Origin of the sequence: Enterobacter cloacae complex sp. EB5 (assembly GCF_031432835.1) — a bacterium.
Lineage (GTDB): Bacteria > Pseudomonadota > Gammaproteobacteria > Enterobacterales > Enterobacteriaceae > Enterobacter > Enterobacter hormaechei_C.
On sequence record NZ_CP133860.1, the window covers coordinates 1959629 to 1974253 of the forward strand.

14 protein-coding genes and 1 other annotated feature are annotated in these 14625 nt (G+C 56.6%); of the genes, 2 read left to right on the forward strand and 12 right to left on the reverse strand.

Annotation, left to right across the window (positions count from 1 at the left end):
* Positions 1–86 precede the first annotated feature (86 nt).
* Complete coding sequence (locus RHN82_RS09395; RefSeq protein ID WP_006808790.1) at positions 87–1409, reverse strand: 6-phospho-alpha-glucosidase; 1323 nt, start codon at positions 1407–1409, stop codon at positions 87–89.
* Positions 1406–3028, reverse strand: a complete 1623-nt coding sequence (locus RHN82_RS09400) for an alpha-glucoside-specific PTS transporter subunit IIBC (protein ID WP_047050642.1) — start codon at positions 3026–3028, stop codon at positions 1406–1408. Before RHN82_RS09400 ends, RHN82_RS09395 begins: the two co-directional genes overlap by 4 nt.
* Positions 3029–3250: 222 nt before the next feature.
* Between RHN82_RS09400 and RHN82_RS09405 the strand changes: the two genes are divergently transcribed.
* On the forward strand, positions 3251–3997 hold the full coding sequence (locus RHN82_RS09405) for a GntR family transcriptional regulator (RefSeq protein ID WP_047050641.1): 747 nt from the start codon (positions 3251–3253) through the stop codon (positions 3995–3997).
* Here the strand turns inward: RHN82_RS09405 and RHN82_RS09410 are convergent.
* The 3 genes from RHN82_RS09410 to ibpA all read right to left on the reverse strand — a co-directional run bounded on the left by RHN82_RS09410 (position 3965) and on the right by ibpA (position 6793).
* A complete protein-coding gene (locus tag RHN82_RS09410) occupies positions 3965–5626 on the reverse strand; it encodes a putative transporter (protein ID WP_047050640.1) in 1662 nt (553 codons plus the stop codon). The two genes, RHN82_RS09405 and RHN82_RS09410, sit on opposite strands and share 33 nt — an antisense overlap.
* A gap of 191 nt (positions 5627–5817) precedes the next feature.
* Entirely contained in the window at positions 5818–6246 is a 429-nt protein-coding gene (ibpB, locus tag RHN82_RS09415) for a small heat shock chaperone IbpB (protein ID WP_006808781.1), read from the reverse strand.
* Between the two features lie 136 nt (positions 6247–6382).
* Positions 6383–6793, reverse strand: a complete 411-nt coding sequence (gene ibpA, locus RHN82_RS09420; protein WP_047050639.1) for a small heat shock chaperone IbpA — start codon at positions 6791–6793, stop codon at positions 6383–6385.
* Positions 6787–6861: a sequence feature (ROSE (Repression Of Heat Shock gene Expression) occurs in the 5'-region of heat shock genes and acts as an RNA thermometer to modulate expression.), on the reverse strand. Its footprint overlaps the gene before it by 7 nt.
* 247 nt (positions 6862–7108) lie before the next feature.
* On the opposite strand from ibpA, the gene RHN82_RS09425 reads away from it, so the two are divergent.
* Complete coding sequence (locus tag RHN82_RS09425) at positions 7109–7441, forward strand: YceK/YidQ family lipoprotein (RefSeq protein ID WP_047050637.1); 333 nt, start codon at positions 7109–7111, stop codon at positions 7439–7441.
* Here RHN82_RS09425 and RHN82_RS09430 read toward each other — a convergent pair.
* From RHN82_RS09430 to yidA, 7 genes are all read right to left on the reverse strand, one after another.
* Positions 7438–8667 (reverse strand): DUF3748 domain-containing protein, encoded by a 1230-nt coding sequence (locus RHN82_RS09430; RefSeq protein WP_072189909.1) that lies wholly within the window; start codon positions 8665–8667, stop codon positions 7438–7440. The genes RHN82_RS09425 and RHN82_RS09430 overlap by 4 nt on opposite strands.
* A 51-nt stretch (positions 8668–8718) precedes the next feature.
* Positions 8719–10056, reverse strand: a complete 1338-nt coding sequence (locus RHN82_RS09435) for an MFS transporter (RefSeq protein WP_161956913.1) — start codon at positions 10054–10056, stop codon at positions 8719–8721.
* A gap of 117 nt (positions 10057–10173) precedes the next feature.
* Positions 10174–11322: a galactonate dehydratase gene (gene dgoD / locus RHN82_RS09440; protein ID WP_047050632.1), complete on the reverse strand. Its 1149-nt coding sequence runs from the start codon at positions 11320–11322 to the stop codon at positions 10174–10176.
* The gene (locus RHN82_RS09445) at positions 11319–11936 is read right to left on the reverse strand and encodes a 2-dehydro-3-deoxy-6-phosphogalactonate aldolase (protein WP_047050631.1); all 618 of its coding nucleotides are present in this window, start codon (positions 11934–11936) and stop codon (positions 11319–11321) included. The genes dgoD and RHN82_RS09445 overlap by 4 nt, the downstream gene beginning before the upstream one ends.
* A complete protein-coding gene (locus RHN82_RS09450) occupies positions 11920–12798 on the reverse strand; it encodes a 2-dehydro-3-deoxygalactonokinase (RefSeq protein ID WP_047050629.1) in 879 nt (292 codons plus the stop codon). Before RHN82_RS09450 ends, RHN82_RS09445 begins: the two co-directional genes overlap by 17 nt.
* Positions 12795–13484 carry a D-galactonate utilization transcriptional regulator DgoR gene (gene dgoR / locus RHN82_RS09455; RefSeq protein ID WP_003861109.1) on the reverse strand — a complete coding sequence of 230 codons (690 nt, stop codon included), beginning with the start codon at positions 13482–13484 and terminating at the stop codon, positions 12795–12797. Before dgoR ends, RHN82_RS09450 begins: the two co-directional genes overlap by 4 nt.
* Positions 13485–13710: 226 nt before the next feature.
* Positions 13711–14523, reverse strand: a complete 813-nt coding sequence (gene yidA / locus RHN82_RS09460) for a sugar-phosphatase (protein WP_017383697.1) — start codon at positions 14521–14523, stop codon at positions 13711–13713.
* Positions 14524–14625 lie beyond the last annotated feature (102 nt).

Sequence of the window (14625 nt, forward strand, 5' to 3'; positions counted from 1 at the left end):
TCCTTGTCGTGCAGCATGCAGGCTTCAGCATAGCGTAATTCAGCCAGGACAAGGAGACCGGCATCTGGCGATGCCGGTCAGAAAGATTAGTGCAACTCTGGCCAGTAATCCTTATTCGCTTCAATCAGATCGTCCAGAATCGCCTTCGCCACCGATGCGCTCGGTACGGTTTTCGACAGGGTAATCGCCTGCCACAGTTTCTGATACGAGCGCTGCTCCCAGGCGTCCACCACCAGTTTTTCCACCGCTACCTGCTGGCTCATGAGCCCTTTCTGGAAGTGCGGAATATCACCCACGGTCAGCGGCTCCGGTCCGTTGTGGCCGACCAGACAAGGGATTTCTACCATCGCGTCAGCGTCAAAGTTATGGATAGCCCCATTGTTAGGCACAATCAGCAGCATGCGTTCCTGGGTGTTAAAGGCAATCGCGGTCGCCAGATCGACGATGTACGACGCATGTTCGTCGATTTCCAGTTCACCGGCAGAAGAATGACCGGCTTCGATAATCGCCCGGCATGAACTGAATACATGCTTCTCACGGTGATCCATCACTTCATTGGCGCGGGTACGCTCCGGGTTGGAATGGGCGACCACATAGTCCGGGAACAGGTAATACTTCAGGTAGGTGTTCGGCATGGTGTCCGGATCCAGCGCCTGTACGTCTTTGGCCTTGGCGAAGGTATCGTTCCAGCTCGCTTCAGTATGCGCATCTTCCGAAGGCGGCACATAGCCGTTTTTCGCCACGTATTCGCGCAGTTTCGGCATCAGATCGTTGCCGTTCAGATCTTCAATCGACGTCCACCAGCCGAAGTGGTTCAGACCGTAGTAGCGCACGCGCATCTCTTTGCGGTCTTTCAGGCCGACGATTTGCGCCATACGCCCTTCAATGCCGATCGGCATATCGCAGATGTTGAGGATTTTCGCGTTCGGACGCAGGCGGCGCGTGGCTTCCGCGACAATCGCCGCCGGGTTGGAGTAGTTCAGCATCCACGCGTTCGGGGAGTACTGCTCCATGTAATCCACCAGCTCCAGCACGCCGCCGATGGAGCGCATGCCGTAGGAGATGCCGCCCGGCCCGCACGTTTCCTGGCCCAGCACGCCGTGACGCAGCGGGATTTTTTCATCTTTTTCACGCATCGGGTATTTGCCCACGCGAATATGCGCCATCACGAAATCCACATCGGTAAACGCCGCTTTCGGATCGGTGGTGTAACTAAATTCAATCTCCGGCGCCTGCTCCTTAAGGATGATTTTGCACGCCTCGGCGATGATCTCCTGACGTGCTCCGTCATTGTCATAGAACTTCAGCGCACGCAGCGGGAAACGGTCACGGTTGGCTAACAGCATCAGGACGATACCAGGCGTGAATGTACTGCCGCCGCCTGCAATAACAACTGAGAATTTTTTCATGATATAGCCTCTGTCAGAGTGGTTTGTTCGTTTGTTAAAGGGGTTTTCATCAGCGATTCCAGCTGGTCGCGCACCTGAGGAACGTGCAGACCGACAATCACCTGTATGCCGTTGCCGCGCCGCACCACACCGTGTGCGCCCAGGGCTTTGAAGACGTCGTCGCTTTGGGTTTTCGTCATATCCACCAGGGCGATACGCAAGCGGGTGGCGCAGTTATTGATACTTTCGATGTTTGCTGCGCCGCCGAGCGCCTGTAAGAACCCAGCGGCCTGCCCGACCTTCTGGCTGGCTGCCGCCGGAGCAGTAGTTTGCCCGCGCGCGGCCTTATAGTCGGCCTTGTTGTAGAGTTTGATTTCGCTCTCTTCCCGGCCCGGCGTTTTAAGATTCAGACGTTCGATGAGCGTCCTGAAGACTACGAAATAGAGAGCGGTGAAGCAGAGGCCGATGCCAATCTGGGTGAATACCGTCGAGGCGTGGTTATGGAACATCGGGATCCAGTTTTGCGGCAGGAACTGGTCCAGCAGACCGCCCCCCATGTTGCCCACCACCCCGAAGGTATACATCACCGTCGCCATCGTTGCGGCCAGCACGGCGTGGATGGCAAACAGCAACGGCGAGATAAACAGGAAGGTGAACTCCAGCGGTTCGGTAATGCCCACCAGCACGGCGGTAAGCGTGGCCGGGATCAGCAGACCTGCCACTTTGACGCGGTTCTCCGGCGACGCGGTATACCAGATAGCCAGCGCAATACCGACTGAGCCAAACACCTTAGAGTTGCCGTGCAGCGCGAATCCGCCCTCCGGGAACAGCGTTTTCAGCGGCACAGTGCTCTGGCTGAATTCCTGAAGGTGCTGTGCCCAGTAGACCTGAATGCCGCCTTCTACCGCAGCCGGGCCGAAGATAAACGGACCGTAGACAAAGTGGTGTAATCCGGTTGGGATCAGAATGCGTTCCAGGAAGGTATAAACCCATACGCCCAGCGCGCCAGCGGTACGGAGAAAGGCCTGCAACGACTCAATGCCCATCTGCACTTTCGGCCATCCCAGCAGCGTCAGCCAGGCGCAGGGGATCATGACGAAGAACGCAAGGATAACGACAAACGAGGTGCCCTGGAAAATCCCCAGAAAGACCGGCAACGGCTTGTCGAAGAATCGGTTGTGGATGGCGGTAACAATGCCTGAAATCACGATAGCGCCGATGATGCTGGTATCAAGCGTTTTGATCCCGGCAATCATCGCCAGCCCGCTGCCGGCAGTGGGTTCAGCAGAGAAGTCGACGCCAAAGAAGTGGCCCCAGGTCATCCCCATCGCGTTGATAAAGTAGTTCCAGGTCAGGAAGCTAATCAGCACCGCCAGACAGGCGCGGCCCTGCGCCTGCTTTGCCAGGCCAATCGGTAAGCCGACAGCAAAAATCAGCGGCATATTACGGAACACCGCCCAGCCGCCCTCTTCGATGATGTGAACAATTTGCGCGAACAGATTATCAGGCGCGGTTAAGGCCTCGCCGACAAACAGCGGGTTGCGAAGCATGATGGCGATCCCAACCACGATCCCGGCAAAGGGAAACAGCAAAACCGGGGTGAACATGGCGCCGCCAAAGCGTTGTATTTGACTGAGCATTTTTAAATCCTCATGAAACAACCTGTAGGGGATAGAGGCCTTTATGGTTTTTTACTGGCCTGAGGTGAGCATAAGAACTTACTGATGCGGCAACATGGTATGCCGCTGCGATTCGTGATCGCATTCATGGTTTTAATTTGACCAATCAGGTCTACTTTTTAAACTAAACATGGACAAGTTAAGACGTATTCCACGCCATGATGGGCGCAGAGAGGTCTACTGGTGATCTACAAATCAATTGCCGATCGGCTACGGCTGCGGCTGAATTCCTCGGACTTCAACATTGGCAGTCCGTTACCCGGAGAAAAAGCGCTGGCAAAAGAGTTTGGCGTAGCCCGGATGACCATCCGCAAGGCGCTGGATCTGCTGGTAAGCTGGGGGCTGGTTGAACGTCGACACGGCAGCGGGACGTTCGTGGCGCGCAAAGACGTTCATCATGAAACGACTAACCTGACCGGGCTGGTGGAGGTATTGCGCCAGCAGGGGAAAGAAGTGCAGAGCAAGGTGTTGCAGTTTGAAGTGATGCCCGCGCCGCCCGCCATCGCCAGCCAGCTGCGGATTCAGGTTGATGAGCGGATCTATTTTTCAAGGCGGGTGCGTTACGTTGACGGAAAACCGCTGATGCTGGAGGACAGCTTTATGCCGGTGAAGCTGTTCCGCAATCTTTCCCTGGCGCATCTCGAAGGGTCTAAGTTTGATTACATTGAGAAGGAATGCGGGATCACCATCAGCGGCAACTACGAGAGCCTGACGCCGGTGCTGGCAGATAAACAGCTGGCCGGTTATATGAATGTGCCGGAACAGACGCCGCTGCTGCGCATCACCTCCCTTTCCTACAGCGACAGCGGCGAATTCCTCAATTATTCCGTGATGTTCCGGAACACCAGCGATTACCAGGTGGACTACCATTTGCGGCGTATCCACCCGGAAGACTTATTAGCCCATCCCCCAGAACAGCACCGCCAGTAGCTGCGGGGTGATAATGCGAAGAAACATCACCAGCGGATAAACCGTGGCGTAGGACAACGCCGCCGCGCCGCTGGTGGCGTGCAGGTTATTGGCGAACGCCAGCGCGGGTGGATCGGTCATGGAACCGGCCAGCATGCCGCACAGCGTGAGATAGTTCATTTTAGCGAAGATACGCGCCAGTAATCCGACCGTTATCAGTGGGATAGCGGTAATAAATATGCCGTATCCTACCCAGCTCATCCCTTCGCCGTTCACCAGGGTATCGACAAAATCGCCGCCGGATTTCAGCCCCACCACCGCCAGAAACAGCACGATGCCCAACTCCCGCAGCGCCAGGTTAGCGCTCGGCGGCATAAACCAGTAGAGCTTACCGATGGAGCCGATACGCCCGAGGATCAGCGCCATAATGAGCGGCCCGCCTGCCAGACCCAGCTTCAGTGCCACCGGGAAGCCGGGCACGTACAGGGGGATGGAGCCAAGTATGACGCCAAGCCCGACGCCGATAAAGACCGGCAGCATCTGCACCTGCTGGAGTTTTTGCTGTGCGTTGCCCACCATGTCTGCTACGGCATCAATGGATGAGGGACGCCCGACGAGGTTGAGAATATCACCGAATTGCAGGCTGGCATCCTGGCTGGCCACCAGCTCGACACCGGCGCGGTTAAGCCGGGAGATCACCACGTCATAACGCTCTTTAACCTGCAAATCGCGTATTTTCTTGCCCAGAACTTTCTCATTGGTCACGACCACGCGCTCCACGCGCATGTCCGTTCCACGGGTTGAGAGTGAGGTATCCACCTCCTGACCAATTACCAGCCGGGCATTGTTTAAATCCGCCGGTTGCCCTACCAGATGCAGGAGATCGCCGTGCTGGATAAGGGTGTCCGGTGAAGGCACCTTCAGCGTGTCATCACGTTTCAGGCGGGAACAGATAATGGTCGCGCTGTTCAGAATGGGAACATCCTGAATCGCCATATTATTCAGGTTGGGGTTTTCGACGCGAATGTTGATGGTTTTAATGAGCGCATGGCCGTTGGTCAGCGTGCTTTCATGCTCTTTTGCCTCCTGCTCGACGTTAACGCGGAACAGCACGCGCACCAGCCACATCGAGAGCAAAATACCGCAAATGCCAAACGGATAGGCCATGGCGTAGCTCATTCCCATCTGATCGACGACATCAGCAGGGATACCGAGATCGCGCAGAATTTGCTGGCCCGCCCCGAGCGCAGGCGTATTCGTGACGGCGCCGGAGAAGATGCCCAGCACGACGGGCAGCGGAATCGCGAAGAGTTTATGCAGAATGGCGGTAACCAGCCCACCCATCACGACGATGCCGAAGGCAAAGAGATTAAGGCGTAAACCGGAGACGCGCAGGGAAGCGAAGAAGCCCGGCCCCACCTGAATACCGATGGTATACACAAAGAGGATCAGGCCGAACTCCTGGATGAAATGCAGCATATCGGCGCTGAGCACCCACCCAAGCTGGTCGGCAAAATGGCCGACAAAAATCCCGCCGAACAGCACCCCGCCAATCCCAAACCCGACGCCGCGGATTTTGATATTCCCCAGCCATAGCCCCACTACCGCGACAAGGGCCAACACGCTAACGGTTAACGCGATATCACTCATGATCCACATCCTGTGTATAACCATAGTTATGCTAAGGATTCTCTCAGAGCTGACGGCGGTTGTGTGGGCGCTGGCGCACAAAAAAGCCCTGCCGGGGCAGGGCTTCATGGCATCTGTGAGCGAGTCGGGTGGCGGCTGCGCCTTACCCGACCTACAGGATCGGCAGGTTTGCCTCGCGGCAAAAACGTGGATTAGCTGTTCAACGCCGGGCGTTCGCTAATGGCGATGCGCTGAGGCGCAATGGCTTCCGGCACGTTACGGGTGAGGTCAATATTCAGCAGCCCGTTAGTGAACGTCGCGCCAGAAACTTCCATATGATCTGCCAGGGTAAAGCTCAGGCTAAACGGCTGAGTGACAAGCCCCTGATGCAGCCATTTGGTCTCGGTGTCTGGTTTTTCCGGCGACCCTTTCACGGTCAGGCGCGTACCCTCAAGCTGGATGTCGAGATCTTCCTGGCGGAACCCGGCCAGCGCAAGCGTGATACGGTAGTGGTTATCATCGCTTTTTTCGATGTTGTACGGCGGAAACGTCTGCTGTTCGGTTGCGCTTTGCAGTGCGTTAGCCAGTTTGTCAAAACCGATCCACTGACGCAACAGGGGGGAAAAATCATAGTTACGCATACTAAATCTCCTTCTGAGAAGCGAGTTCGGCACAGTTTAATTTTGTGCACAGTTGTACCTGCAAACCCTTGCGGATTCGCATATGCTCCCGTTACGGCAAGCAATTTCAGATGGGCCGCAGCCGCGACCCGCGTAATTAGTTGATTTCGATACGACGCGGTTTTTTCTCTTCCGGAATCACACGTTCCAGTTCGATAAACAGCAGGCCGTTCACCAGGTTCGCGCCCTTGACGTGGATGTTCTCAGCCAGCTGGAACTTGCGCTCAAAGTTGCGCTCTGCGATGCCCTGGTAGAGGTAGGTTCGTTCTTTCTGCTCGCCCGCATGGGAGCCTTTCACCACCAGCAGATTGTCCTGCGCGGTGATCTCCAGTTCGCTCTCTGCGAAACCGGCAACAGCAATCGCAATGCGATAGCGGTTTTCGTCAACCAGTTCAACGTTGTAAGGAGGATAGCCGTTGCTCTGGCTCTGGTTGTTTTCTAAGTGGTTGAACAGACGATCGAAACCAATGGCAGAACGGTATAGCGGAGAGAGATCGAAATTACGCATAGATAAATGCTCCTGAAATCAGCGAGAAAATGTAGCCTTCCACCATGGACAGGCTTCTGCTTCCCCGAACACCCATCAGGCGTGTCCGTTATCGGGTTACATTCTTAAAATGGGTCTGGATACGGCCTTTTCAAGACTGTTGATGTGAGATTTTTTTGCACTTTGCTGGTTGTCGCATAGACTCAGGGGCACAGCACAAAGGGTTAAATTGCGATGACGACCACAGTGCGGGAGTTTTGAGCTATCCATTTTGGACGCGCCTCGCTATAACCCTGAGTTGCAGGTCAATGCCGTGCTACTAATGATGACTGAGTGATGATGAGAAATGTTCTGATTAAGCTGGCGACGTTCAGCGGGGTTGTTTTACTTTGCGGGTGTTCGAGCGTGATGTCGCACACCGGCGGTAAAGAAGGAACATATCCGGGGACGCGCGCCAGTGCCGCAATGATCTCTGATGATGAGACAAACTGGGGTACCAAATCTCTGGCGATTCTTGATATGCCGTTTACGGCGGTTGCCGATACGCTTCTGCTGCCGTGGGATATGTTCCGCACCGACAGTTCAGTGCGTTCGCGCGTTGAGAAAAGCGAGCAGGAAAAGCTGGCGACCAATTCCGTCATCCCGCCCGCAGCGATGCCTCCACGCTAATTCTGTGCGGTTTCCGTTAGCCACAGCTGGCGGAAACCGTCCTTCTCTTCCATCCATGCAATAAATCGTCCGTCCGGGGAAAACACCACAGCGTCAGCAGACGGCGGATTGCCGTGATCGGACGTCAAAAACGTCACCTCTCCGGTCTGCGCATCGCAGCAGGCAATGCGCCCTGCAAGCACAAATCCCAGCCCGTTGCCGGAAGGATGCCAGTTAAAGGCTGACTGAATATCACGCTCAGCGTGGGTCAGCTGGCGCGGCTCGCCGCCCTCAGGGGAGATAAGCCACAGCTGCACAACGCCGTTATCGTCCCGCATTAAAAACGCAATCTGCGTCCCCTGTGGATTGCTGCGCACCCAGTGGCGCGGCACGTTCACCAGCCCCGGATACGCCTTCTGGTGGGTGAAGGTAAGGCGGCGTTGCATGACGCCCGCAGGCGGCGCGGGCATTGTATCCGGCGTCCCCTGCAACGGCGCATCACCCTCCCGTTTCCAGCCCTGCTCGTCTTTGGGGAGATCGACAATAAACAGTTCGGGCACTTTCTCGCCTTTCGCAGACACCGTATCGCCGATAAACGCCAGCCTGTCGTTGCCCACCCAGCCCTCTTCGTAGGCGCGGTTGATCTCATCGCTGCACGGTTTCGGGTTCGGCGTTGTACGGCTTACCAGTACGCTCCAGAAGGTTCCGGCATATTCCCGCGGATGGTTCCCCTGTGGGTTTACCGGACCAAAAGGCGCCGCCACCCCGACGTTACGCAAATCCAGCTGCGGATCGCGCGCGTGCAGCACATGGTCGTTGTAGGTAAAGCTGACGAACTGCCCGTTCGGGCTAAAAACGTGGACGTGGCTGCCGCCACGCAGCGCGCCTGCGGTGTAAGGCGCGGTGATATCCATCGCATCAAGATTGCTCACCTGACCATTGTGCGCAATCACCCCCTGGCGATGATGAAAATCGTAGTGCCAGTCTGCATCCGGGTGTTTCGGGCCGTGGATAAAAACATATTTTTCCTGCACCGGATGAACGGTCACCACGCCGACATGCGCGCCGTCAGTCGCACGGTAGATCGCCTCAACCTCGCCCGTACTGACATTGACCCGCTCAATGGTTTCACCGGTAAACGACGCGCCGGACGGGCGGACATCATAGACAAGCCACTGGCTGTCAGGCGTCCAGGTGTTGATGTTAGTGAGCTGGTGGTTGCGGAAAGCGAAGGTGATTTGTTTCATGGAAATACCCTGATGCGCGGTTATCGCATCAGGGTAAAACATCCGAAGGGATTAGCCTACTCGTTTAACGTCGCCGACCAGCAGGATGTAGGAGAGCGCGCCGATCAGCGCCACGGCAGAGATATACACCAGCGCCGGACCAAAGCCGTAGTCCTGCGCCAGGTAACCGATGACCAGCGGTACGGTGATCCCGCCCAGGCCGCCAACAAAGTTAAACACGCCACCGGTCAGGCCGATCAGACGCATCGGCTCCAGCGACGACACCAGCGACCAGGTGATAGAGGCAAAACCGTTTCCGAAGAACGCTACCGCCATCAGGGTCATGATCCACACCGGATCGTTGGTGTAGTTCGCTCCCATGATGCAGGTAGAGATCAGCAGTCCGCAGATAATCGGCGTTTTACGCGCAACGCCCAGTGAGAAGCCTTTTTTCACCAGTTTGTCCGCCAGCCAGCCCGAAAGCAGGACGCCGAAAAACGCCGCAAGGAACGGTACGGTGGTCATAAAGCCCGCCTTCAGCGCGGTAATCCCCTTCTCCTGCGTCAGATAGTTCGGGAACCAGGTGAGGAAGAACCATAGCGTGGAGGTCACCGCGAACTGGCCCAGATATACGCCCACCAGCTTACGGTGGAAGACCAGCTTCCAGTCCGCTCTGGTCAGCGGCTGGCGCGCCTCTTTTTTCACTGGCGCATCGCCGTCCACCAGGCCACCGCCGTCGCGGATGTAGTCCAGTTCGGCTTTGGTGATGCTTTTGGTCAGGCGCGGCGGCTGATACACCTTAAACCAGATTAACGACCAGATAATGCCGATCCCGCCGGTGACGATGAACACCCAATGCCAGCTCAGCAACTCCTGGATCCAGATTAACAGCGGCGTCAGAAACGCCAGACCAACAAACTGCCCGGAGGTGTAAAAGCCGACGGCAGAGGCTCGCTCATGTTCCGGGAACCAGCTGGTCACCATGCGGTTGTTGGTCGGAAACGCGGGCGCTTCAAACACCCCGGTGATGGCGCGCAGGCCAATCAGCGACATCAGCCCGGTGGCGAAGCCCTGGAACAGAGTCGCCACGGACCAGCCAAAAATAGCGATAAAGTAGGTCAGACGTGAACCCACGCGGTCAAGGAACCAGCCGCCCGGGATCTGGCAGAGCGTATACAGCCAGGCAAACGCCGAGAAGACGTAGCCCATTTCCGCTTTGGTGATGCCAAACTCTTCCTGAATATGGGCCGATGCCACGGCAAGGTTGGCGCGGTCGACATAACAGATGACCACGGTAATAAAGATCATGATCAGCGTCAGGTAACGACGACGCCCGGTTTTTGCAGCAGTAACTGGAATATCCATCGCAATCTGTCTCCAGATTTTGGGCATAGCGAAGCCGCTCACCATGCCCTGTAATTTACAGAGGGTTATATTTTTTCTATGTACGTTTTTTTTGCCCGGTGGCGCTTCGCTTACCGGGCCTACGAGAGAGTAGGCCGGATAAGCGTAGCGCCATCCGGCGATTTACCACTCGGCTACGGAACCGTCTTCATGACGCCACAGTGGGTTACGCCAGTCCGGCGCACTTTTACTCAGCTCAATGACTTTGGCTTCATCGATCTCCACGCCAAGGCCCGGCTTCGTTAACGGTTTAAAGAAACCGCCTTCCATGCTGAAGTCTTCTTTGTTTTTCACAAAGTCGAGCAGCTCCGCGCCCTTGTTATAGTGAATGCCCATGCTTTGTTCCTGGAACACCGCATTGCGCGAGACGAAGTCGACGTGCAGGCAGGCCGCCAGCGCAATCGGTCCAAGCGGACAGTGCGGCGCCAGCGCCACATCCCAGGCTTCTGCCATTCCGGCAATTTTGTAGCATTCGGTGATGCCGCCCGCGTGGGAGAGGTCCGGTTGCAGGATCGCAATGCCGCCCGCCTCCAGCACGCGTTTAAACTCGAAGCGCGAGAACATGCGTTCCCCCGCCGCGATGGGAATGTGCGTCTGTTCAGCCAGTTTCGGATAGTATTCCGCCTGCTCGGCCAGCACCGGCTCTTCGATAAACAGCGGGCGATACGGCTCCAGCTCTTTAATCAGCACTCTGGCCATTGGCGCGCTGACGCGGCCGTGGAAATCCAGACCAAACTCAATCTCGTTGCCGAAAGCCTCGCGGATTTGCGCCACGGTGTTCACCGCCCGGTCTACCGCGCGCGAGTTGTCTATAACGCCCATCTCTTCGCAGCCGTTGAGTTTGAAGGTGTCAAAACCGATGTTGCGCAGTTGCCGGATACCGTCGATCACTTCCGCAGGGCGGTCACCGCCTACCCAGCTGTAGGCTTTGATTTTGTCGCGCACCAGGCCGCCCATTAATTGCCAGACCGGGGCATTCAGCACTTTGCCTTTGATATCCCACAGCGCCTGATCAATACCGGCGATGGCGCTCATCAGGATCGGACCGCCACGGTAAAATCCCGCCCGGTACATGACCTGCCACAGGTCGTTGATGCGCGCCGGATCCTGGCCAATCAGGTATTCGCCCAGCTCGTGCACCGCGGCTTCAACGGTGCGCGCACGGCCTTCAATCACCGGCTCGCCCCAGCCAACCACGCCTTCGTCGGTTTCGATTTTCAGGAACATCCAACGCGGGGGTAAACGGTACGTGGTGAGTTTGGTTATTTTCATTGCACTGCCTCTCGATACGCTTTCACAAATGCTGCCGCCTGCTGTGCGGTACGCTCAACGGGCTGACCGGCACGATAGAGATCGCTGCCCAGCCCCGCGCCCACACAGCCCGCGCTCATCCACTGGCCCAGGTTTTCCGGCGTGACGCCGCCCACGGCAAAGACCGGCACGCTGGCGGGTAAGACCGCTTTCAGCGCTTTGATGTAATCCGGACCAAAGGCCGACGACGGGAAAATTTTGAGAGACTGTGCGCCCGCATCGAGGGCGGCAAAGGCTTCTGTGGCCGTGGCACAACCCGGGCAAACGGTCATGCCGTACTCCACCGCCCGGCGGATCACCTCGGGGTTGATATTCGGTGTGACGATAAGCTTGCAGCCCATCTTCGCCAGTTCATCCACCTGCTCCGGCTGTAATACGGTGCCAGCGCCAATCAGCGCCTTATCACCAAACGCCTTCACAACTGCCGGAATGCTTTTTTCCCACTCCGGGGAGTTGAGCGGGATTTCCACCGCGTCGAACCCGGCGTCGATCACCGCGCCAACGTGCGCTAAGGCCTCACCGGGCGTGATACCGCGCAAAATCGCGATCAGGGGAAGTTCAGTTTGCCACTGCATGAGCGATGCTCCTTATGCCTGCCTGAAATGCCGTGTCGCCTTCCACCGCAGCAACATCCCGTCCGATAGCGTGGAACGCCTGGCGGTAACGAGACGTCAGCGATGAACCCGCGACGAGCGTGATGGCCTGCTGCCCGGCGAACGCGTCGCTCAGGGTGGCGACTTCTGCGCCAATCAGCAGGCCGGACAGAAATTCGCTGACCTGTTCGCGCGGAAGATTTCCCAGCACGTGCGAGGCGCGAACCTCAAAAAGTTGCGGCAAAACGACAGGGGAGGCGATCCCGCGCTCAAGCCCGGCGGCAAACGCTTCCGGCGAAGGGGTCTGCTCCGGCAAACCGGCCCCCACCAGCGAATGCTTAAGCAGCAAATGGTGCAGTTCGCCGGTCATCACGGTGCGGAAATCATGAATTTGCTCAGCATCCGCCAGGACCCATTTGCAGTGCGTCCCGGGCATGACGTAGACAGAAGAAGGAGAAAGGGTGCGCGCCCCGAGCAGCTGCGTCTCTTCGCCGCGCATCACGTTATGGTTATCGTCGCGAGAGACGCATAAACCGGGAATAATCCAGACATTGTCGTCAACGGACGTTAACTGCTCGCCAACGGCGGTGAAATGCACCGGAACCGACAGGTAAGGCGCGACCTTCCAGCCCACGTTACTGCCGACCATTCCGGCCATCACCACTGGCGTTGTACCGTCGCGCCAGTTTTGTGTCACCTCTGCTAACACCGCTGCGGGGGATTTACCGTTCAGGCGCGTCACACCTGCTTCTGATTGCCTGCTTTCCAGGCACTGCTCACCCTGGTAGAGCCAGGCGCGCAGATTGGTCGATCCCCAGTCAATTGCGATGTAGCGTGATGTCATGTGATTTCCTTCAACCTTCGTGTCGAGCTGGCGATCATGGTCAGCGCCGCCTGCTCTGCCGCATCGCCGTCCTGATGCCGTATCGCATCGAACAGCGCTTTATGTTCCTGAAGCGTTTTCGGCATGTTGGCCTCATCGCCCATCCAGGTACGTTCAAATACTGCTCGCTGTAGCGAGCTGATCGCCACGCTAAGCTGCTGTAAAACCGGGTTATGCACCGACTGCAATACCGCTTCGTGGTAACGAATGTCCGCTTCGTTGAACGCCTCCCGATTCTGGTTATTGGCGATCATGTCGTTTAAAGCCGACTCAATCTGTGCCAGGTCACCTGACGTTGCGCGCTCTGCCGCCCAGCGGGCGATGGCCGGTTCCACCAGATTTCGGACTTCGCTCATCGCGCCGATGAGCCGTGGGTCGTAGTCGTTTTCCAGTACCCATTGCAGAACGTCAGTATCGAGGTAGTTCCACTGGTTACGCGGCGCCACAAACGCGCCGCGATAGCGCTTCATTTCAATCAGCCGCTTCGCCATCAGCGAGCGGAACACTTCCCGGATGATGTTGCGCGAGGTTTCAAACTCCTCGCACAGTTCCGCCTCTGCTGGCAGCGGCGAACCGGGAACGTATTTGCCACCCACAATCTGGGTGCCCAGCGTGATGACAATGCGATCGGTTTTATTGAGTGTCATGGAGAGTCCTTGTGCTCTGTAAGTCCATCACTACTTTACCGCGACCGCTGAATTTCGCCTCACTTTTGCAGTACAAACGTGAGGCCTTTCGTCTTTGCCGTGGTGGCAATGTAGTACAATCAGTTAATGTTGTACTACAATCCAGATCACAAAAAGAACAATTCGATAAATTCAGGGCCAAAAAAAGCCCCGGTTAATAACCAGGGCTAATCTTTCAAAGCACTTGTTACGACAGAACGAATTTCTCGATCGCCCAGGCAACGCCGTCTTCCAGGTTAGATTTGGTCACGAAGTTCGCCACTTCTTTTACCGACGGGATGGCGTTATCCATCGCCACGCCCATGCCCGCATATTCGATCATCGCAATATCGTTTTCCTGGTCGCCCAGCGCCATGATCTCCTCAGGCTTGATGCCCAGCGCATCGGCAAGCGATTTGACGCCCGTGCCTTTATTGACGCGTTTATCGAGGATTTCGAGGAAGTACGGCGCACTTTTCAGCACGGTATATTTCTCTTTTACCTCAGCCGGAATGCGTGAAATGGCTTTGTCGAGGATCGCGGGTTCGTCGATCATCATTACTTTCAGGAACTGGGTTGCCGGGTCCATGTTTTCCGCTTCGCAGAACACCAGAGGAATGGTTGCAACGTAGGACTCGTGCACCGTGTAGTAGCTGATATCGCGGTTGGCGGTGTAAAGCGTATTGCGATCGAGCGCGTGGAAGTGAGAGCCCACGTCGCGGGAGAGTTTTTCCAGGAAACGGTAGTCATCATAGCTCAGTGCAGTTTGCGCCACCGTGCTGCCATCGGCTGCCTTTTGCACCAGCGCGCCGTTATAGGTGATGCAGTAATCGCCAGGCTGGTTCATGTGCAGCTCTTTCAGGTAGCTGTGCACCCCGGCATACGGGCGTCCGGTGGTGAGCACCACGTTCACGCCTTTTTCGCGTGCGGCGGCGATCGCATTTTTAACGGCAGGAGAGATAGTGTGGTCCGGCAGCAGCAGCGTGCCGTCCATATCGATTGCAATGAGTTTGATAGCCATGAGGTCCCCGGGATAAATGAGTGATACCTCATGCTAACGCGATTAAGCACACAAAAATAGAGCTACCTTGCGCAACAAAAAGCCCCTTTTACGTTTATCCCG

Excerpts from the sequence above, each read along its gene's own strand:
- RHN82_RS09395 (WP_006808790.1), bottom strand. The coding sequence starts at position 1,409 with ATGAAAAAATTCTCAGTTGTTATTGCAGGCGGCGGCAGTACATTCACG.
- RHN82_RS09400 (WP_047050642.1), bottom strand. The coding sequence starts at position 3,028 with ATGCTCAGTCAAATACAACGCTTTGGCGGCGCCATGTTCACCCCGGTT.
- RHN82_RS09410 (WP_047050640.1), bottom strand. The coding sequence starts at position 5,626 with ATGAGTGATATCGCGTTAACCGTTAGCGTGTTGGCCCTTGTCGCGGTA.
- ibpB (WP_006808781.1), bottom strand. The coding sequence starts at position 6,246 with ATGCGTAACTATGATTTTTCCCCCCTGTTGCGTCAGTGGATCGGTTTT.
- ibpA (WP_047050639.1), bottom strand. The coding sequence starts at position 6,793 with ATGCGTAATTTCGATCTCTCTCCGCTATACCGTTCTGCCATTGGTTTC.
- RHN82_RS09425 (WP_047050637.1), top strand. The coding sequence starts at position 7,109 with ATGATGAGAAATGTTCTGATTAAGCTGGCGACGTTCAGCGGGGTTGTT.
- RHN82_RS09430 (WP_072189909.1), bottom strand. The coding sequence starts at position 8,667 with ATGAAACAAATCACCTTCGCTTTCCGCAACCACCAGCTCACTAACATC.
- RHN82_RS09435 (WP_161956913.1), bottom strand. The coding sequence starts at position 10,056 with ATGGTGAGCGGCTTCGCTATGCCCAAAATCTGGAGACAGATTGCGATG.
- dgoD (WP_047050632.1), bottom strand. The coding sequence starts at position 11,322 with ATGAAAATAACCAAACTCACCACGTACCGTTTACCCCCGCGTTGGATG.
- RHN82_RS09445 (WP_047050631.1), bottom strand. The coding sequence starts at position 11,936 with ATGCAGTGGCAAACTGAACTTCCCCTGATCGCGATTTTGCGCGGTATC.
- RHN82_RS09450 (WP_047050629.1), bottom strand. The coding sequence starts at position 12,798 with ATGACATCACGCTACATCGCAATTGACTGGGGATCGACCAATCTGCGC.
- dgoR (WP_003861109.1), bottom strand. The coding sequence starts at position 13,484 with ATGACACTCAATAAAACCGATCGCATTGTCATCACGCTGGGCACCCAG.
- yidA (WP_017383697.1), bottom strand. The coding sequence starts at position 14,523 with ATGGCTATCAAACTCATTGCAATCGATATGGACGGCACGCTGCTGCTG.